This window comes from Halomonas sp. BC1 (assembly GCF_002078135.1).
Classification (GTDB): Bacteria; Pseudomonadota; Gammaproteobacteria; order Pseudomonadales; family Halomonadaceae; genus Vreelandella; species Vreelandella stevensii.
Genome location: NZ_LFGS01000012.1, coordinates 197,122 through 215,788 on the forward strand (window position 1 = coordinate 197,122; position 18,667 = coordinate 215,788).

The 18,667-nt window shown below is 62.4% G+C and carries 19 protein-coding genes; 11 read left to right on the forward strand and 8 right to left on the reverse strand.

Features of this window, described 5'->3' with window-relative positions; all coding sequences use genetic code 11:
• On the reverse strand, nucleotides 1-432 hold a 432-nt coding region (locus tag B7L72_RS10465; RefSeq protein WP_139788499.1), incomplete at its 3' end, for an ABC transporter ATP-binding protein.
• A gap of 231 nt (nucleotides 433-663) precedes the next feature.
• Here B7L72_RS10465 and B7L72_RS10470 point away from each other — a divergent pair.
• The 10 genes from B7L72_RS10470 (at nucleotide 664) to B7L72_RS10515 (ending at nucleotide 7,782) form a co-directional block, all read left to right on the forward strand.
• Nucleotides 664-1,650, forward strand: coding sequence for a KpsF/GutQ family sugar-phosphate isomerase (locus tag B7L72_RS10470; RefSeq protein WP_016913485.1), 987 nt, complete (start codon nucleotides 664-666; stop codon nucleotides 1,648-1,650).
• Nucleotides 1,651-1,684: 34 nt separating this feature from the next.
• A complete protein-coding gene (locus tag B7L72_RS10475; protein WP_016913484.1) occupies nucleotides 1,685-2,227 on the forward strand; it encodes a KdsC family phosphatase in 543 nt (180 codons plus the stop codon).
• Entirely contained in the window at nucleotides 2,228-2,812 is a 585-nt protein-coding gene (gene lptC, locus B7L72_RS10480) for an LPS export ABC transporter periplasmic protein LptC (protein WP_016913483.1), read from the forward strand.
• Nucleotides 2,809-3,315 (forward strand): lipopolysaccharide transport periplasmic protein LptA, encoded by a 507-nt coding sequence (gene lptA / locus B7L72_RS10485; protein ID WP_016913482.1) that lies wholly within the window; start codon nucleotides 2,809-2,811, stop codon nucleotides 3,313-3,315. Before lptC ends, lptA begins: the two co-directional genes overlap by 4 nt.
• A gap of 23 nt (nucleotides 3,316-3,338) precedes the next feature.
• A complete protein-coding gene (lptB, locus tag B7L72_RS10490) occupies nucleotides 3,339-4,085 on the forward strand; it encodes an LPS export ABC transporter ATP-binding protein (protein WP_016913481.1) in 747 nt (248 codons plus the stop codon).
• A 105-nt stretch (nucleotides 4,086-4,190) separates the two neighbouring features.
• Complete coding sequence (locus B7L72_RS10495) at nucleotides 4,191-5,606, forward strand: RNA polymerase factor sigma-54 (protein ID WP_081194168.1); 1,416 nt, start codon at nucleotides 4,191-4,193, stop codon at nucleotides 5,604-5,606.
• Nucleotides 5,607-5,703: 97 nt separating this feature from the next.
• Complete coding sequence (gene hpf / locus B7L72_RS10500) at nucleotides 5,704-6,012, forward strand: ribosome hibernation-promoting factor, HPF/YfiA family (protein WP_016913479.1); 309 nt, start codon at nucleotides 5,704-5,706, stop codon at nucleotides 6,010-6,012.
• A 4-nt stretch (nucleotides 6,013-6,016) separates the two neighbouring features.
• Nucleotides 6,017-6,484: a PTS IIA-like nitrogen regulatory protein PtsN gene (gene ptsN / locus B7L72_RS10505; protein ID WP_016913478.1), complete on the forward strand. Its 468-nt coding sequence runs from the start codon at nucleotides 6,017-6,019 to the stop codon at nucleotides 6,482-6,484.
• 70 nt (nucleotides 6,485-6,554) lie between these two features.
• Complete coding sequence (gene rapZ, locus B7L72_RS10510) at nucleotides 6,555-7,487, forward strand: RNase adapter RapZ (RefSeq protein WP_016913477.1); 933 nt, start codon at nucleotides 6,555-6,557, stop codon at nucleotides 7,485-7,487.
• Nucleotides 7,488-7,512: 25 nt separating this feature from the next.
• Nucleotides 7,513-7,782, forward strand: coding sequence for an HPr family phosphocarrier protein (locus B7L72_RS10515; protein ID WP_016913476.1), 270 nt, complete (start codon nucleotides 7,513-7,515; stop codon nucleotides 7,780-7,782).
• 6 nt (nucleotides 7,783-7,788) lie between these two features.
• On the opposite strand, the gene pmbA is transcribed toward B7L72_RS10515, so the two are convergent.
• A complete protein-coding gene (gene pmbA / locus B7L72_RS10520; protein ID WP_081194170.1) occupies nucleotides 7,789-9,129 on the reverse strand; it encodes a metalloprotease PmbA in 1,341 nt (446 codons plus the stop codon).
• A 96-nt stretch (nucleotides 9,130-9,225) separates the two neighbouring features.
• Between pmbA and yjgA the strand changes: the two genes are divergently transcribed.
• Nucleotides 9,226-9,747, forward strand: coding sequence for a ribosome biogenesis factor YjgA (gene yjgA / locus B7L72_RS10525; RefSeq protein ID WP_016913474.1), 522 nt, complete (start codon nucleotides 9,226-9,228; stop codon nucleotides 9,745-9,747).
• Nucleotides 9,748-9,781: 34 nt separating this feature from the next.
• On the opposite strand, the gene tldD is transcribed toward yjgA, so the two are convergent.
• From tldD to mreC, 6 genes are all read right to left on the reverse strand, one after another.
• The gene (tldD, locus tag B7L72_RS10530) at nucleotides 9,782-11,236 is read right to left on the reverse strand and encodes a metalloprotease TldD (protein WP_016913473.1); all 1,455 of its coding nucleotides are present in this window, start codon (nucleotides 11,234-11,236) and stop codon (nucleotides 9,782-9,784) included.
• Nucleotides 11,233-15,114 carry a YhdP family phospholipid transporter gene (locus tag B7L72_RS10535; protein ID WP_081194172.1) on the reverse strand — a complete coding sequence of 1,294 codons (3,882 nt, stop codon included), beginning with the start codon at nucleotides 15,112-15,114 and terminating at the stop codon, nucleotides 11,233-11,235. The genes tldD and B7L72_RS10535 overlap by 4 nt, the downstream gene beginning before the upstream one ends.
• Nucleotides 15,114-16,577, reverse strand: coding sequence for a ribonuclease G (rng, locus tag B7L72_RS10540; RefSeq protein WP_081194174.1), 1,464 nt, complete (start codon nucleotides 16,575-16,577; stop codon nucleotides 15,114-15,116). The genes B7L72_RS10535 and rng overlap by 1 nt, the downstream gene beginning before the upstream one ends.
• Before the next feature lie 76 nt (nucleotides 16,578-16,653).
• Nucleotides 16,654-17,268, reverse strand: coding sequence for a Maf family protein (locus tag B7L72_RS10545; protein WP_081194175.1), 615 nt, complete (start codon nucleotides 17,266-17,268; stop codon nucleotides 16,654-16,656).
• Complete coding sequence (mreD, locus tag B7L72_RS10550) at nucleotides 17,265-17,759, reverse strand: rod shape-determining protein MreD (protein ID WP_081194176.1); 495 nt, start codon at nucleotides 17,757-17,759, stop codon at nucleotides 17,265-17,267. The genes B7L72_RS10545 and mreD overlap by 4 nt, the downstream gene beginning before the upstream one ends.
• Nucleotides 17,759-18,667, reverse strand: a 909-nt coding sequence (mreC, locus tag B7L72_RS10555; protein ID WP_254893797.1) for a rod shape-determining protein MreC, incomplete at its 5' end; no start/stop codon positions are given. The genes mreC and mreD, both read right to left, overlap by 1 nt.

The window sequence follows — 18,667 nt, forward strand, 5'->3', positions numbered from 1 at the left end:
CGAAAGCTCGGCGGGCGACAGGTGCCGCGCGCCGCGCAGGCCCACGGCCTGCAGCTTCATCAACACCAGGTCACGAATCATGGTATCGGGCAGGTCGGTATGCACGCGTAGTGGAAAAGCCACGTTCTCGAAGACATCCAGATCGGAAAACAGCGCGCCACTCTGAAACAGCATGCCCATTCGTTTGCGCAGCGCAAACAGCGCCTTGCGAGACAGCCGATGCACATCCTGCCCATCGATCAGCACGCGCCCCCGATCAGGCACCAGCTGCCCACCGATCAATTTCAACAGGGTGGTCTTGCCGGTTCCGCTGGGCCCCATGATAGCAGTGACTTTGCCACGCGGAATGCTCATGCTCACGCCACGAAAGATATCGTGGTCGCCGCGGGAAAAGTACACATCTTCCACCTGGATAAAGGGCATATCCGTCATGGGCATCACACCCCTCGCTTGCTCGCCAGTGCAGGCCTTTCAGGCCCACCCCGGCGGTTTAAAAAACAGTGTTTTCGAAATATTATCGAACATCGTATCCTAACGCTACCCACAGGAACAGCCACGCGCACCTGGCCTGCTGCCCAGCGCCTGCCCGCAGTTTGGCTAAAAGCCGCCGCAAGGTGTTATTCTTGAAGGCTATCAACCGTGATGACGAGAACGAGACCGACCATGCCCCAATCTCCCACCCCACCCAGCTTACTGCGTGAAAGCGCGCTGCGGACACTGCAGATAGAGCAAGCGGCCATTGGTGGTTTGCAAGCCAAGCTGGACGAGAGCTTCGACCGCGCCTGCCAGCTGATTCTGGCTTGCAAGGGTCGCGTGGTGGTGACCGGCATGGGCAAATCCGGCCATATCGCCGGCAAGCTGGCAGCCACCCTGGCCAGTACCGGCACGCCCGCGTTCTTCGTTCACCCCGGTGAAGCCAGCCACGGCGACCTCGGCATGATTACCCGGGGCGATGTGGTGCTGGCCCTGTCGAACTCAGGTGAAACCGGCGAAGTCACGGCTCTGCTGCCGCTACTCAAGCGCCTGGGAACTCCCTTGATCAGCATGACGGGGCGCCCTGATTCGACCCTGGCACGCCATGCCGAGGCCCACCTGGACAGCGGCGTCGAGCGAGAAGCCTGCCCACTGGATCTGGCCCCCACCAGCTCGACGACGGCAGCGCTTGCGCTGGGTGACGCGCTGGCCGTCGCACTGCTGGAAGCACGTGGCTTCACAGCCGAAGACTTCGCCCTGTCACACCCCGGCGGCAGCCTGGGCAAACGCCTGCTGCTAAGGGTACGCGACCTGATGCACGACGGCGCGCGGCTGCCTCGGGTGGCGCTGGGCAGCCCGCTGCGCGATGCTCTGCTGGAAATTACGCGCCAGGGGCTCGGCTTTACCTGTGTCATCGACAATGAGGGTCGGCTGGCCGGGGTCTATACCGACGGCGACCTGCGCCGCACGCTGGACCAGTTTCACGACCTGCGTGACGTCAAGGTAGACGACGTCATGACGCGGCCCGGCAAACGCATCGGCCCCGACGTCCTGGCAGCCGAAGCCGTGCGTATAATGGAAGATAGTCGTATCACGGCGCTGGCCGTGGTCGATGAACAGCAGCGCCCGATTGGCGCGCTGCACATGCATGACCTGCTGGCAAGCGGCGTTATCTAACCCATGATCCAATGATGGATGATACGGAGGCTCTATGGCCCTACCTGACGCACTTTTAGATCGTATACGCCGTGTAAAACTGCTGGCCCTGGACGTAGACGGCGTACTGACCGATGGTCGCCTTTACTTCCAGGCCGACGGCGTCGAAATCAAGGCCTTTCATACCCAGGATGGCCACGGCTTGAAGCTGCTCAAGCGCGTCGGCATCCATGTCGCGCTGATTACCGGCCGTGACTCGCCCATGGTGAGCCAGCGCGCCGCAGCGCTGGGCATCAGCCATGTTCATCAAGGCTGTGAAGACAAGCTCGCCACCCTGCGTGGGCTCTGCCAGCGGCTCGGTATCACCCTGGAGCAGGTCGCCTTCTGCGGCGATGACCTCCCGGACCTGGCGCCGATCAAACGCTCGGGCATCGGCATCACCGTCCCCAACGCACCGGACTACATGCATACCCACGCCGACTGGATTACCGACCGTCTGGGCGGACATGGCGCCGTTCGCGAAATTTGCGACACGCTGCTGACCAGCCAGGGGCACTGGGACGCCGTGCTCGACACTTACCTACACGGCTCCACCTGAATGGGCATCAGGGTGAAAAAGCGCGTCTGGCTGACGGGGCTGGTCATCACCCTGGGGGGACTGCTGGTTTGGCTGGACCCCCGCGCGCCCCAGCAGCGCGAGGTAGATCCTGAGGCTCAGGCTCAGGAGCCCGGACACGTGCTGGAGAATGCCGAGATCACTCTGTTTGGTGAAGATGGCACTCTGCAACAGTCGCTGGTCGCGCCGCGACTGGTACATACCCCGCAAGCGGCGATGACCAACGTCACGTCACCGCGCGCCACGCTGTTCGATAGTGAACAGCGTGAGTGGTTGGCGGTTGCCGATACCGGTACCCTGAACACGGACACCCAGGCGCTGACGCTGGCCGGATCGGCACGGCTATTGGCACCAGACGAAGGCTGGCAGCTGGATACCGACCTGCTGCATTATGATGGCCTGGCACGTCATGCCTGGAGCGATACCCCCGTAGTGCTGCAGCAGCCGCCCCAACGTATCGAGGCATCCCGTATGGATGTCTGGCTGGACGATAGTCGTGTCAGCTTGATCAATAACGTGCGCGGCGTGCATCCGCCCGCCCCCCACTCTTCTCAGGAGTCGCCATGAACGCCCTGCTTCGTACGGCACTGCTCGCCCTTGCCGTTCCCATGGTAGTCGTAGGCGCGCTGCCTGCTACTGCTCAACAACAAGCCCCTATCGAAGTAGAGGCCGACCGCCTGGACTTGGACCAGCGCGCGGGCACGGCGGTTTACTCTGGCAATGTCGATATTCGTCAGGGTGAAATGCAGCTGCGCGGAGAGCGTGTCGAAATTCACCGCAACCAGGCCGGCGAACTCTCCCGGGCCGTCGCCACGGGCGAGCGTGCCTACCTGCGCAATCAACTGGAAGACCAGACGACGCCCATGGAAGGCTGGGCGCGCCGCATCGTCTACCACGTGTCCGAACGCCGCGTCGAGCTCATCGACCAAGCCGAACTGACCCAGCAAGGGGATCGTTTCCAGGGGGGACGGCTCGAATACTTCATCGACCGCGGGGTGGTGCAAGCGCGCTCTGATGTCAGCGGCAGTTCGCCACAGCGCATCCGCATGACCCTGCAGCCCGAACAATAGCGAGAGGACGCCCCGTGACAGCGATGACCCCCGACACCGCAGCGGTCAAGACACTCCATGCACAGCATCTGGCCAAGAGCTACAAACGCCGCCGCGTGGTCAAGGATATCAATCTGGAAATTGCCCAGGGCAGCGTGGTGGGCCTGCTGGGCCCTAACGGCGCCGGCAAGACCACCTCGTTCTACATGATCGTCGGCCTGGTGAAATCCGATGCTGGCAAGGTGGGCATCGACGATCTCGACCTGACCCGGGCGCCCATGCATGAACGCGCGCTGGCGGGTATCGGCTACCTGCCCCAGGAAGCATCGATCTTTCGCAAGCTGTCGGTGGCCGACAACATCATGGCCATTCTGGAAACGCGCCGGGAGCTGGACCGCAATAGCCGAGAAGCGAAGCTCGAATCCCTGCTGGAAGACTTCCACATCACCCATATTCGCGACAACCTGGGCATGAGCCTGTCGGGCGGCGAGCGGCGACGGGTGGAAATTGCCCGCTCGCTGGCCACCGAGCCCGCCTTCATTCTACTGGACGAACCTTTTGCTGGCGTCGACCCCATTTCCGTGGGCGATATCAAGTCGATCATACGCGCGCTCAAGAAGCGCCATATTGGCGTGCTGATTACCGACCACAACGTGCGTGAAACCCTGGATATCTGCGATATTGCCTATATTGTTGGCGACGGACACATCATAGCCAGTGGAAACCCCCAGGAAATTCTCAATAACCAGAAGGTGCGCGACGTCTACCTGGGCGCCGACTTCCGCCTTTAAATAATGGCCCACGAAGACATTTTATTTAGTGGCATGCTTATTGCACTTGCACCAAACGGAGAGTCGCTCTAGGGTGGAGCTTTCTGATTAACGAGTGGTTCTCAGATGGTCATGAAAGCTTCTCTTCAACTGCGCATCGGCACACAGCTGACCATGACACCTCAGCTGCAGCAGGCCATTGCGCTGCTTCAGCTATCGACGCTGGACCTTCGTCAAGAAATTCAGCAGGCGCTGGATGCCAACCCCATGCTCGAACAGGAGGATGAGTTTGGCGAACAGGCGGTCAGCGAGCCTCAGGAAGCCGAGTGGGCAGACAGCATTCCCAACGAGCTCTCCGTGGACAGCGACTGGTCCGACACCTACCAGGACATGGGCAGCGCGGGCGGCAGTAGCGAAGGCCCGGACTTCGAGCGCCAGGCGGCCGGGCAGAGCCTTCACGGGCACTTGCTCTGGCAACTGGCCATGACCGACTTCTCTGCGCGTGAGCATGCCATTGCCGAGAGCCTCATCGATGCGCTGGATGCCAACGGCTATCTGACCCAGCCGCTCAACGACATCCGCGAGGGGCTCAAGGCGCAGGGCCACGATGGCCTGAGCCAACGCGAGGTCGAAAACACCTTGCTGCGCCTGCAGCAGTTCGAGCCTACTGGCGTGTTCGCCCGTGACCTGCGCGAGTGCCTGATGCTGCAGCTGGCCGCGCTACCCGAAGACACTCCGCTGTTGATGCCCGCCAAGCGTCTGGTACGCCAGTTTCTCGAAGCGCTGGGCAAGGACGACATGCGCCTGCTGAAACGACGCCTGAGCCTCGATGACGAGCAGCTGGACGATGTCATTCGTTTAATCCGCAGCCTTGACCCTCGCCCCGGAAGCGCCTACGGCGTCACCGACGACAGCTATGTGACGCCGGACCTGGTGGTACGTCACGATCACGAGGGCTGGCATCTGGAACTCAACCCGGAAGCGCTGCCTCGGCTACGTATCCAGCCCGACTACGCCAGCCTGATCAAGCGCGCCGACAAGAGCCAGGACAACCAGTTTTTGAAAGAGCACCTCCAGGAGGCTCGCTGGCTGATCAAGAGCCTGTCGAGCCGCAACGACACGCTGCTGCGCGTGGGGCGCGAGATCATTGCCCGCCAGATAGGCTTCCTCGAGCAGGGTGAAGAGGCCATGAAACCGCTGATTCTGGCCGATATCGCCGAAGCGGTAGAGATGCATGAATCGACCATCTCCCGGGTCACCACCCAGAAATACATTCATACCCCGCGCGGGGTCTTCGAGCTCAAGTACTTCTTCTCCAGCCAGGTCAGCGGCCAGGAGGGCGGCGACAGCCACTCCAGCACGGCCATTCGAGCACGCATCAAGAAACTGATTCAGGACGAGCCGCCAGGCAAGCCACTCTCCGACAGTCGCCTGGTCACCCTGCTGGAAGAGGGTGGCATTACCGTGGCACGCCGCACCGTCGCCAAGTACCGAGAGTCGATGGGTATACCTTCGTCGAGCGAGCGACGCCGTTTGCGCTAGTTAAACGCTCTTGCCCAACAAACTCGCGGCGAGGGCTTTGCAATGGCCCAAAAAGGGTTACAATCGAAGTACAGTCCGATGGATAAGGAGCACGTCAATGCAAGTAAACATCACTGGTCATCACGTTGAACTGACTGACGCCTTGCGTGACTACGTAAACGAAAAGCTGGAACGCGTTGAGCGTCACTACGACAACATCACGACCGTCCAGGTCACCTTATCTGTCGAAAAGGAGCGCCAGCAAGCGGCTTGCACGCTGCATGCCGCAGGAGCAGACCTGCATGCGGAAGCGCAGGATAATGACATGTACGCGGCCATTGACGCCCTGGCGGACAAAATCGACCGTCAGCTGGTAAAACACAAGGAAAAAGCACAAGCCCGCGCCCAAGGCGCTGGCGTGCGTTAAACCGATGACGTTGGAAACCATACTCCCCCCGGAGCGCGTGCTGTACGACGTGCCCGGGGGCAGCAAAAAAAGGGTGCTGGAGTTTTTCAGCACCTTTATCGCTCAGAACACGCCCAGCCTGGACAGTCAGGAAGTCTTCAGTCGCCTGATTGGCCGTGAACGGCTGGGCAGCACTGGTATCGGCAATGGCGTAGCCATCCCCCATGCACGCAGTCCTCACTGCAGCACGCCCATTGCTGGCTTTCTCAAGCTAGCCGAGCCCGTCGACTTCGATGCCATCGATGGTGACCCGGTCGATCTGGTCTTCGTGCTGTTGGTTCCCGAAGAAGCCGATGACACGCACCTGGCCCTGCTGGGGCAGGTGGCCACGATCATGAATGACGCTGCCACACGCCAACAGCTGCGCAATGTCAGTAGCCAGCGCGCATTGCTCGAGCTGCTGACCGACAAGATTCGCGAGCAGGCTGCCTAGCGCAGCCATTGCCAGGCAGCAAGGCACACGGCAAGCCCTCTATCCCTTTGATACCCAAGAGAGATGCGCTATGCAGCTGGTGATCATTAGCGGCCGCTCAGGGTCCGGCAAGTCCATCGCCCTACAGGCGCTGGAGGATCTTGGCTATTACGCCATCGACAACCTGCCCGCCATGCTGCTGGGCTCGCTGGTCGATGAATTGCGCGAGCAAGGGGGGCGAACTCACCTGGCGGTCAGCATCGATGCGCGCAACCTGCCCACGGCGCTGGAGCAGTTGCCTGCGTTACTGGAAGAGCTACGTCAACGCCAGATCCGTTTTCAGGTCATCTACCTGACCACGGACGCACGCATTCTGCTGGAGCGCTACTCGGCCACCCGGCGGCGCCACCCGCTGACCCGGGATAGTGACATGACCCTGGAAGAAGCCATCGACAAGGAAGAGCAGACGCTGCTCGACATTCGCGATCTGGCCGACCTGTTGATCGACACGTCACGCCTCTCGGTGCACGATCTTCGCCGTCGCATCACCGATCAGGTCGCTCACCAACGGCGTGACCAGCTGACCCTGACGTTTGAATCCTTCGGCTATAAGCGGGGCGTACCCATGGATGCCGATATCGTGTTTGACGTGCGCTGCCTGCCTAACCCTTATTGGGACCCCAGCCTGCGGCAGTTCACCGGACGCGATGCCAATATTCAGGCCTTCCTGGGCGGCTACCCCATCGTCGATGACATGCGTGACGATATTCATGCCTGGTTGGACAAGTGGCTGCCCGCCTACCAAAGCAGTCAACGTAGCTATATGACCGTGGCCATTGGCTGCACTGGCGGCCAGCATCGCTCTGTCTACATGGTGGAACAACTGGCGCAGGCGCTGGTCAAGCGCACTGGCGCCATTCAGCTCAGGCATCGGGAATTGGGCTTGCAGTACACGCTAAGCGAATTACCCGCTACCGTCGATGCCGCTTCTTCCATCCCCCCCAGCGACACGACTTCACCCTGATATCACTCGGCAAAAAGGAACCAGAGTGCCTGAAAGAACCTTAACGCTGACCAATCAACGCGGCCTTCACGCCCGCGCTGCCACCAAGCTGGTCACGTGCGGCCAGCAGTTTTCAGCCCGCATTCATGTTTACAAACAGCAGCAGAAAGCCGATGCCGCCAACATCATGTCGCTGCTGATGCTGGCGGCCCCTTGCGGCACTTCGCTGACCATCACCGCAGAGGGCGAAGATGCCGACCAGGCCCTGGATGCCATCCAGGCCCTGTTCGACGCACGTTTCGACGAGGATCAGTAACCCTCGTTAGCTGCCCGCCACCGTCATGGCATCCACCAGCCAGCTGCCGGTATGGATGCTGCCCCGCGTATCGGTATCGTCGCCAATGCCCACCAGGCCAGCGAACATGGTGTTGAGATTGCTGGCAATGGTGAACTCTTCGATGGGGTATTGCACCTCGCCATTCTCTACCCAGAATCCGGCGGCACCGCGAGAGTAGTCCCCCGTTACGCCATTGACCCCCTGCCCCATCAGCTCGGTCACCCAAATGCCCCGCCCCATTTGCTGCAGCAGCTCATCACGCGATGTCAGCGGGGCCAGAAGACGCAGGTTGCGCGCTCCGCCGGCGTTTCCGGTCGACTGCATGCCCAGGCGGCGGGCACTGTAGGCAGACAGCATGTAGCTGGCGACCCTGCCCTGCTCGATGAAACGGTTATCCCGGGTCTGCACGCCCTCGGCATCGAAGGGCGAACTGGCGGTGGCACCGACTTCCATGGGGCGCTCTTCCAGTCCCATCCACTCCGGGAAAAGCGGGCTACCCAGACGATCACACAAGAACGATGCTTCACGGTATAGTGCGCCACCCGCCAACGCGCCCATCAGGTGGCCTATCAGGCCCGCGGCCAGGCTGGGGTCGAACAGCACGGGAAAGGTACCGGTAGGCGGTTTGCGCGCACCCAGCCGCCGCAGGGTGCGTGCAGCCGCTTCGCGCCCGACCTCCTCCGGGTCACGCAGCTGTACGGGATTGCGCGCCGATGTGTAGTCATAATCGCGCTGCATGCCCTTGTCATCCTGGGCGATCAGCATGCAGGACAACGAATGGCTGCTGCCCTTTTGGGTGCCTAGAAAGCCATGGCTATTGGCGTAGACCCGCACGCCCTCGCCACTGGACAACGAGGCGCCTTCCGACTGGTGAATACCGTCCACGCTGCGCCCCGCCTGCTCACAGCGCAGCGCCAGCTCGATGGCCTGTTCGCTCGAGAGCGCCCACGGGTGATGCACCTTGAGATCCGGCAACCGGGTCGCCATCAGCGCAGCATCTGCCAACCCGGCAGCAGGGTCTTCACCGGTATAACGCGCGATCGCCAGGGCTTTTTCCACCGTGGCGCGCAGCGACGCACTGCTGGCATCGGTGGAGGAGGCGCTCCCCTTGCGCTGGCCAACGTAGACCGTAATGGCGATTCCCTGGTCACGGGAAAGCTCGACGGTCTCGACCTCGCCGAGCCGTACGCTGACGCCCACCCCCTGGTCGACACTGGCGCCTACTTCAGCGGCATCGGCGCCCAGCGTTTTCGCCAGGCCAAGGGCTTCTTCCGCCCGCTGCGCCAGTAGCGCCTGTTGCGCTGCTGCATCAAATGCCTGTGCCATATGGTCTCCTTTTCGCCTCAATTGCATTGGCGAATCAATGTTATGGTCGCAGCCTGATATAATGCTGGCGACGAATCCAAATCAGTGAGTGTCTGTATGCCTAAGCAACGCCCCGAGCCCCTCGATATTGACGAGCAGGAAGAGCGTCCCAGTAAATCCCAGCTCAAGCGTGAAATGCATGCTCTTCAGGCGCTTGGCGAAACCTTGATTGCCATGAAACCCGCCGAACGGGCGCGTTTTCCGCTGTCTGACGATATGTTGCGGGCCATCGAGGAAACCTCGCGCATCCGCTCCCATGAAGGCCGCCGCCGCCATATGCAGTACGTGGGCAAGTTGATCCGCAAGGAGGATCTAGCCGCCATCCAGGGGGTATTCGATGCCATCGAGCAAGAGAAAGAGCAGCGCGACCATGCCTTTCATCGTCTGGAAAAATGGCGTGATCGGCTGGTCGACGAGGGCGACGACGCCGTCGATCTATTCCTGGCCGACTACCCCGATGCCGACCGCCAGACCCTGCGCCAGCTAGTGCGAAACGCTCGCAAGGAGCGTGAGCAGGGCAAACCGCCGACCAGCGCGCGCAAGCTGTTCAAACACCTGCGCGACACCCTGGCACTCTAATCCGCACGCCCCCATGACGAGCTGTACTGCCTGGCTAGCCCGATTGCGTGCCACCGACGGTCAGCTCGTCTAGCTTGAGAGTGGGCTGCCCAACGCCCACCGGCACGCCCTGGCCCTCCTTGCCACACACGCCGATACCGGTGTCCATGGCCAGGTCATGGCCAATCATGGATACCCGCCCCATCGCCTCAGGGCCATTGCCGATCAGCGTAGCGCCCTTGACTGGCGAGGTGATGCGCCCATCCTCGATGAGGTAGGCTTCGCTGGCTGAAAACACGAACTTGCCCGACGTGATATCTACCTGCCCGCCACCGAAGCTGACCGCGTAAAGGCCGCGCTTGACGCTCTTGATGATGTCTTCCGGCGCATCCTGCCCGGCCAGCATCACCGTGTTGGTCATACGCGGCATCGGCAGGTGGGCAAAGGACTCACGCCGCGCGTTGCCGGTTGGCGCCATGTTCATCAATCGCGCGTTCAGCTTGTCCTGCATGTAGCCGGTGAGAATGCCATCCTCGATCAGAGGGGTGTACTGGCCCGGCGTGCCCTCGTCATCGACGCTGAGCGCCCCGCGACTATCCATGACCGTGGCATCGTCTACCACGGTGACACCCTTGGCCGCCACGCGCTGGCCCATTCGCCCGGCGAAGGCCGAACTGCCCTTGCGATTGAAGTCACCCTCCAGGCCGTGACCGACCGCCTCGTGCAAGAGAATGCCGGGCCATCCGGCGCCCAGCACCACCGGCATCTGACCGGCAGGGGCATCCACCGCTTCCAGGTTGACCAGCGCCTGGCGCACGGCTTCCTGGGCATAGCGCTCGGCCACACCCTCATCGCGCAGGCGCGCCATGGAGTAGCGCCCACCGCCACCGGCGCTGCCTCGCTCTCGGCGACCATTTTTGGCGGCGATCACGCTGACATTGAAGCGCACCAGCGGCCGCACGTCCGCCGCCAGAGTGCCGTCACTGGCACGTACCAACACGACTTCGTAGGTGCCGGACAGCGAGGCACTGACCTGGCTGATGCTGGGGTCGGCAGCCCGCGCCACGCGGTCAGCCTGCTTGAGCATGGCCACCTTCTCTTCAGCGGTCAGCCCTGCCAGCGGGTCGATACCCGCATAGCGCGCCGCCGCGCTCACCGGCACGACACGCTGGCCCGGCAACTGCTTACCACTGCGCACGATACCCGAGGCGGTGCGTCCGGTATCCATCAGAGCATCGGCGGTAATCTGGTTAGAGTAGGCAAAGCCGGTTTTTTCGCCTGCCAGCGCCCGCACACCCACTCCGCCATCGATGTTGTAGCTCGCCTCCTTGACTTCGCCATCTTCCAGCACCCACCCCTCCTGCCAGGTACGCTGGAAGTAGAGATCGGCATAATCGATGCCTGCGCCCATGGCGTAGCCAAGGCCCGTCTCCAGGGCTTCCAGATCGAGGCCACCCGGCGTTAGCAAAATGGCAACTGCAGACTCTATATCGCTTGTGTGTGCGGTCATTGAGGGCCTTCTAAAGTAACCTGCGGCGAGGTCCAGGGACCCCGCACGCGATAATGAATGGTGGTGGCCTGCGCCAGTGCATCACCAAAAAGTCGGTCGGCAATGAAGAGCGCCCCGCCGACGATGGGGGCACCCACCGCGAGTGCCGCGATAGGCAGACTTTGGCTCACTGGCAGTGTGACGCCAAGACGCTGATCGAGTTCGCGCTGCAAGAGGTTAACATTTCCTGTCAGCGTAAAGGTCGTGGCAGGGGCATCAATTTGTAGGGGGCCACGCAGCAATAGCTGCCCCTGGGCCACGTCCGCCGTGCCATGCACCCGATCGAACGCCGTTCCCTGCCCGGTGACATCCGAAAAATCCAACCGCAGCCTGCGCAGAATGTTATCGAAATTGAGTAGCCCCACCAGCCGTGCAGGTGCCGAGTCGAGCATCACGAAGCGCCCGTCACGAATATCCGTGCTCAATTCTCCGCCTGCGCGGGCCAGCGCAAACTGCCAGGGCGTCCCCGGCCAGGCAAGCTCAGCGGCAACGTTGGTGGTACGGCTGCGCATGGCCACGGGTTGGCCCAGGCGCTCCAGGGCGGTGCCCAGATCGCCGCCCTGAATCGTCAGGTCAGCGCGGGTGCGACTGGTCACCGGATTACCCTCCCAATGCAGCTCCCCACGCGCTGAGAGCTGCCCCAGGGTCAGGCCCACCGGCGCAATGGAAAGCCCCTGAGCGCTGGTCTGCCAATAAGCGGTCAGGGGGCCATAAAGCCCGTCACCCACACTGAGCTCGGCCAGTCGCAGCCGTCCATTGGGTACGGATGCCAGCCAATCGGGGATAGCGGCTGGGGCGGCGTATTCGGTAGTGATCTCGTCGACCCAGGAGCCCGGCGTGGGCACCTCTCTCGACGACGCCTCGCTCGCGGCCTCTTCGCTGGGCAAATCAAGCAAACGGTCAGCGACCAGATAGCTCACTACCACGTCCAGTGGGCGCGACTCCCGTGGCTGATAGTGCACACGACCGGAGAGCAGCTCACCGTTGATTTGCAGCTGTGCCCGGTCCGTCTCGGCGCTACCGGAAGCCGTCATGGCGCCCAGACACTCGTCGCGATAACGCAAGCAGGAGGTTCTCAGCACGGCTTCGAGGGTCGGCAACGCCCCGGACGTCGGCGGACCACCCGCCCCATTGTCGAACAGCGGCGACAAGGCCTGCTGCCAGGCCAAGGGATCAATGGTGTTTAGAGACGCATCGATTTTCCAGCCTGGCTGCTGGGGCCATTCCACCAGCGGTGCCACGCTGCCCAGCGCGACCTCGCCCATCAGCCCTTCTGGCTCTCTGAGCGCCAGACGCATGGCCAGCAGATCAGCTATCCGCACCTCCCCTCTGGCACTGGAAAAATCAGCGCGCACCCGTAATGGCCAGGGCTGCTCGGCGCGTTTATCGAACGGCTCGGGCAGCTGACTGGTCAGCCCAACCAGCTGGCTTTGCAAACTCAAGGTCGGGGTGTCTTCCCAGTTCACCACGCCTTCCCAGGCCGTGCGCCCGCGCAGCACCTCTTGTGCCGTGTCCGGCATACCCGCCAACGCCCAGAGCGCCGCGCTATCCACCTCACCGCTGAGCCGCACCCGCTGCTGATCTTCATCAAAGTCGGCGCGGATCCCCCCGCCTTGCCAACGCCCCTGCAGATTGCCCAACAGCGCCCGCTGCTCGCCCGACTGCTGCCAGCTCACCTCGCCTTCGACCTGGCGCAGTGACACAGGCAGCGGTTGGTAGCGCACGACCTCCAGAGAAGGCACCACGTTGATATCCAGCAACAGCCCTTCTGGATGCTCCAAAGGCACCGCCGCCGCCAGGCTGCCGTCGACCACGCCTTCAGCGCTGAACTCGTCGAGCGGCAACTCGCCCGCTTCTGGCATGGCCTTGAGAAAGCGCAACAGCGAGGCGCCATCGCTGTGCAATTGCCCCGACAGCCGCAGCATGTTGTCTTCACCCAGCTGGACGGCTCCATCAGACAGCTGGACCCCTTGACTCTGGGCACTCGCCACCTGCGCCTTCAGCTCTCCCCCCTGCCATATCAAGCGGCCATCGACCTCTTCCAGCAGCGGCCAACCGTCAGCTATCGGCAAGTAGCCCTCGCGCACCAGCAGCGCCAGCGTGGCAGAGAATGGCGGCGCGCTACCGGGCTCTCCAAACGGCAGACTCATTTTGAGCGCCCCCTGCGGCACCCGGCCACCGATGTCTTTTTGCAACCACTCCCGCAGCGCCGGCTCGAAGGCGCCAAGCGGCAGCCATTGGCCTAACGGGCGCTCTACGGCATCGACATTCTCAAAGGCGAGGTCGAGCCCAAACTGACCACGCTGCTGCCCCGTGATCAGGCCGAAGCCGCCCGCGATACGCGCACCATCCCAATCGACGTGCAGCTCACGCCCGCTGATCATGGTCCGTGGACCATCGTAGACCCACTCCACCACGCCCTCGGCATGCCCCAGCTGCATGGGCGCTTCGAAGAGCTGCGGGAAGTAGAGTTCGCTGTTGCCCGCACTGCTGAAAGTCACCCGGCCGCGCAGGTCACGCGCCTGCACCCAGGCATCCAGCGGGCCACCGCCCGGCGCTTGCTGCCACGGGTCGACCGCCACGTTGGTCAAGGCGGCATCGACGCCCCAGCGCCCTTCCCGCTGCCCCAGCCGCAGCCCCTGCACCTGCCCTCTGGGGGCCAGGGTTTGCAGCACCCGCGTCAGCGACTCGGGTAACAGGGCGTACTCGCGCCAGGCGGCCAGCGAGGCCAATTCGAAGGCACTGGTGCGCAGCTCCCAACGGCCGGGCTCGTGGGCCAGGTACCAGTGGTAAGGCAAGGCAGGGCCGTCACTGATGCCCTCTGGCTGGGCCCACTCGACGCTTTCTGCGTTGCCGCTCAGCCAGGCTTCACCGCCCTCCCCGTTGCGCTGCCACTGCCCGGAGGCCTGGATGTTGCGCAACACGGCGTATTCCACGTCTCGACGCAGTGTCAGCTCGGGCATATCGACCGCCAACCGCGCATCCTCCAGACGCCCTTCTCGCCAGCGCCCCCACAATTGAACTTGACCGCCCGCCTGCTCCAGATAGGGCATCTGCTCTGGACGAAACAGCGCCGCCAGCACCACCAGATGATCCAATTGCATATTCATCTGCAGGGCCGCCGAAAAATCACTCAAGCCACGCACACCGGGCTGCATCTCGGCGCCCATGGTGATGGCCGGCAGCGCCGAGGCTGCCTGGGCGGGGTCTTCCACCACCTTCAGCTCGCCAGAGAGACGCGTACGACGCTCATCGCCATCCAACACCAGCGACGGTGCATGCAATAGCACCGTCTGCTCACGCCCATGCAGCAGCACGCGGCTGTTGTCTACCCACAAGCGCTGCCTGAGCAGCAGCCCTGCCCAGGCGTCGATCAGCGCCAGATCGATATCCGGCTGCGGGGCCATACCCAAGGGCAGCGTGGCGGGCGCCGGCCAGCCCCAGGTGGTCTCAGGCGTTTGGTAGAGATGAAACTCGAGCCCCGCCATACGAGCATCGCTGAAAACCGGAGCCCACTGGCGCAAACTCGCCAAACCATCGAGACGTAACTGCACGCGTTCGACGGCAGCCAGCGGATCGCCCTGCGGGGTGTCGATACGCAGGTCTTCGAGCAGGAAGCGTAGATCATTGCGCGCCAACGAGAGCGAGACTTGCCCAATGCTCACTGGTGCACCGATCCTGGCTTCCAGCACCGCTTCGATGCGTGGCGCGAGCGCATCACTCTGACTGAGAGCCACGCGCAGCGTCACCAGCAGCAGCGCCAGCAGACCCAATAGGACTGCCAGCGTCACGAGTCCAGCGCGCAGCAAAAAGCGGGGGAAAGGGCTTAGCGCAGCCATCACATTAATACGATGTCGTACTGCTCTTGGGAGTAGTGCGCCTCGACCTGAAAGCGAATGGTTTTATTGATGAAGGTTTCCAGGTCAGCCACGGCCGCCGACTCCTCATCCAACAAACGATCCACCACCGGCTGAGAGGCCAGCACCATGTAGGTTTCTGCACTGTAGGCACGCTCTTCACGGAGGATTTCTCGGAAGATTTCATAGCAGATGGTTTCGGGGGTCTTTAGCGTCCCGCGCCCGGCACAGGTCGGGCAGGCTTCACACAGGGTTTGTTCGAGACTTTCTCGGGTGCGCTTACGGGTCAACTGCACGAGCCCCAGCTCGGTTACCCCGGTACATTTGGTTTTTGCATGGTCACGCTCCAGCGCCTTTTCCAATACGCGGAGCACCTGACGCTGATGCTCGACATCCACCATGTCGATGAAGTCGATAATGATGATACCGCCCAGGTTGCGCAGCCGTAGCTGACGGGCAATGGCCGTCGCGGCTTCCAGGTTGGTCTTGAAAATGGTCTCTTCCAGATTGCGATGCCCAACGTACCCACCGGTATTGACGTCAATGGTGGTCATGGCCTCGGTAGGATCGATGACCAGATACCCACCAGACTTGAGCTGCACCTTGCGCCCCAGGGCTTTCTGAATCTCGTCTTCGACGCTGTAGAGATCAAAAATCGGTCGCTCGCCCGGGTAGTACTCGATGCGGTCCACCGCGTCGGGCATGAACTCTTCGGCAAACTCGACCAGCTTGACGAAGTTTTCCCGAGAATCGATGCGTACTTTTTCGATATCATCGCGCATGACGTCACGCAGGGTGCGCATGAACAGCGGCAAGTCGTCGTAGATCACGCTAGGCGGGGAAGCGGTGATCTTGCGCTCGCTAACCTTGCGCCAGATACGCAGCAGAAAATACATGTCGCCGGCCAGCTCTTCATCGCCCACGCCTTCTGCGGCCGTGCGCACGATAAAGCCACCCGTCACGTCGATGGTCTGTTCTGCAATGCTCTTGTCCAGCAGCGCTTTCAACCGTTCGCGCTCGCGCTCGTCCTCGATGCGCTGGGAAACGCCATGGTGAGGCGAGTCCGGCATATAGACCAGATAACGCGAAGGAATCGAGAGATGGGTAGTCAGCCGCGCCCCTTTCGTGCCGATAGGGTCCTTGGTGACCTGTACGACCAGGGCCTGGCCTTCGTGCAGCAACTGCCCGATGGTCTGCTGCTCATCGCTGGGGGTGCCCGGCGGCATCACTTCATGGGCATGGATAAAGGCGGCGCGCTCGAGGCCAATATCGACAAAGGCAGCCTGCATGCCAGGCAGTACGCGAACCACTTTGCCTTTGTAGATATTACCCACGATCCCACGTCGGCGGGAGCGCTCGATGAGCGCCTCCTGCAACACGCCATTTTCTACCAGCGCAACGCGGGTCTCCATGGGCGTCAAATTGATGAGGACTTCACCGCTCATGCACAATTCCTTATTGAATATCCGGTTCCTTGCCAGCGCAGCGGTCGTCGCTCGGTAGCCAGTGCAGGCCCAATGACTACGTCGGATAGTGTCCCGTCCAGACGGGCACACCCTGCTGGACAAGCAAGCGCGTGGTTTCAAATAGCGGCAGCCCCACGACGGCAGAGTGGCTGCCCTGAATCTCTTCGACGAACACCGACGCAAGCCCCTGTATGGCATAGCCACCGGCCTTGTCCACGGGCTCCCCGGTCTGCCAGTAACAGGCGATCTCCTCGCGGCTCAGTGACCGCATGGTGACATGCGTCGTGACACAACATGAGAGTATACCCAGCGGCCCACTCACCGCCACTGCGGTCAGCACTTGATGCGTGCCCCCTGAAAGCCGCCTCAGCATCTCGGCAGCGTGCTGTTGGTCCCGAGGTTTGCCCAGAATCTCTCCTGCTACCACGACCGCCGTGTCCGAGCCGAGCACCGGCAAGGAGGTGCGGTCCATGGCCGCGCTGGCCTTGGCCACGGCCAGCCGCTCCACGTAGGCGCGAGCCGACTCATCGGCCAGCGGCGTTTCATCGATATCGCTGGGTAGCACGCTCACCGGCACGCCAATCGACGCCAGCAGCGCCTTGCGGCGCGGCGACGCAGACGCCAGACAGAGTACCGGCTGAGGGGAAGCACCGGGGATCATTTCGCTCATGATCCACTGCTCATCATGCGCCGCTCCAGAGCCACCAGCATGGTGGCCAGCCAGGGCCACAGCAATGCGCTCATCAGCGAGGGAATCAGGAAGGAGAGGTGGATCGAAAACTCGCCGGTCAAGGTACGCAACCACTGCTCGATCAGTTGCACCAGCCCAAGCAGCACCAGCACCAGCACAGCCTGCTGCACCAGCGAATAAGCGCGAAAGCGTGGATAGACCATGGCGGCCAGAAACGCCAACAGCGACAGAATCAGCGCGTGCTGGCCCAGCGCGGTCCCTTCGATCAGGTCCAGCAGCAGGCCCACCACGAAGCCGTGAAAAACCCCCACCCTATCCGGTGAGCGCATGCTCCAGTAGATGAGCATCAAGCCCACCCACTCGGGGCGAAACACCTGCCAGCCATCCGCCACGGGCATGACCTGCAAGCACAGGGCCAGCAGTAGGCTAAGCCAAACGGCGAACAGCGGCACGACGGGAGCCCTGGCCATCAAGGCGCCTCCTGTGAATGAGACTCAGCCAGACGCTGAGCGGCATGCACGGCCTGAGCCGAAATATCCATGGACTCATCCCAGCCCAACGCGTCGAACTCTTCGCGGGGCGTTGGAAAGAGCATCAGGAAATGCCGTGAGCGCTGCAACTGCGCAGCAGGTTCGGCCATGACACGAGCAAAAGGCTGGCCGGGGTCGTGATACACCTCAGTGACGCGCGCCACGGGATACCCCGGCGGAAAACGGCCCGCCAACCCGGAGGTGGTCAACAAATCCCCTTCACGAATGTCGGCGGTATCCGGTACGTGCAGTACGCTGACGCTGCCATGGCGCCCGGTGCCCTGCACGATGAAACGCAGGCCGTTGCGATTGACCTGCACTGGTAAGGCGTGGCTGGCATCGGCCAACAGCAGCACACGGCTGGAGTAGGCCGATACCGCGGTCACCTGCCCCACCAGCCCAGAGGCATCGATCACCGGCTGCCCGACGTAGGCGCCATTACGATGCCCTCGGTCGACCACCATTTGATGAGTAAAGGGGTCATTGTCCAGAGACAGCAGCTCTGCGGCAATATAGGGGATTTCACGACGCTCGGCCGCCTTGAGCAGCGTGCGCAGTTCGGCGTTTTCGGCGGTCAGATTGGCGAGCCGCTGCCCACGGTGGGAGAGCGTCAAGATCTGCTCGCGCAGGCGGCGATTTTCGTCCACCAGCGCTTGCTGGTCAGAGAGCGCAAGCGCCCCCCAGTTCAGGACGTCGCTGGGCACGCTCACCACCCACTGAATGGGGGCAACGACCATGGTCATCTGGGCGCGAAGATCTTCCATGCGCGTAAAGCGCTGGTCGACAAACATCAGCACGCTTGCCGCCAGCACACAGAAGAATAGCCGGTAACCGGGTAGCGGCCCGTG

Coding starts and splice junctions, on each gene's coding strand:
- B7L72_RS10495 (WP_081194168.1), top strand. CDS start 4,191: ATGGTCATGAAAGCTTCTCTTCAACTGCGCATCGGCACACAGCTGACC.
- tldD (WP_016913473.1), bottom strand. CDS start 11,236: ATGACCGCACACACAAGCGATATAGAGTCTGCAGTTGCCATTTTGCTA.
- hpf (WP_016913479.1), top strand. CDS start 5,704: ATGCAAGTAAACATCACTGGTCATCACGTTGAACTGACTGACGCCTTG.
- ptsN (WP_016913478.1), top strand. CDS start 6,017: ATGACGTTGGAAACCATACTCCCCCCGGAGCGCGTGCTGTACGACGTG.
- lptC (WP_016913483.1), top strand. CDS start 2,228: ATGGGCATCAGGGTGAAAAAGCGCGTCTGGCTGACGGGGCTGGTCATC.
- rng (WP_081194174.1), bottom strand. CDS start 16,577: ATGAGCGGTGAAGTCCTCATCAATTTGACGCCCATGGAGACCCGCGTT.
- rapZ (WP_016913477.1), top strand. CDS start 6,555: ATGCAGCTGGTGATCATTAGCGGCCGCTCAGGGTCCGGCAAGTCCATC.
- mreD (WP_081194176.1), bottom strand. CDS start 17,759: ATGGCCAGGGCTCCCGTCGTGCCGCTGTTCGCCGTTTGGCTTAGCCTA.
- B7L72_RS10535 (WP_081194172.1), bottom strand. CDS start 15,114: ATGGCTGCGCTAAGCCCTTTCCCCCGCTTTTTGCTGCGCGCTGGACTC.
- lptA (WP_016913482.1), top strand. CDS start 2,809: ATGAACGCCCTGCTTCGTACGGCACTGCTCGCCCTTGCCGTTCCCATG.
- lptB (WP_016913481.1), top strand. CDS start 3,339: ATGACCCCCGACACCGCAGCGGTCAAGACACTCCATGCACAGCATCTG.
- pmbA (WP_081194170.1), bottom strand. CDS start 9,129: ATGGCACAGGCATTTGATGCAGCAGCGCAACAGGCGCTACTGGCGCAG.
- B7L72_RS10545 (WP_081194175.1), bottom strand. CDS start 17,268: ATGAGCGAAATGATCCCCGGTGCTTCCCCTCAGCCGGTACTCTGTCTG.
- B7L72_RS10470 (WP_016913485.1), top strand. CDS start 664: ATGCCCCAATCTCCCACCCCACCCAGCTTACTGCGTGAAAGCGCGCTG.
- yjgA (WP_016913474.1), top strand. CDS start 9,226: ATGCCTAAGCAACGCCCCGAGCCCCTCGATATTGACGAGCAGGAAGAG.
- B7L72_RS10475 (WP_016913484.1), top strand. CDS start 1,685: ATGGCCCTACCTGACGCACTTTTAGATCGTATACGCCGTGTAAAACTG.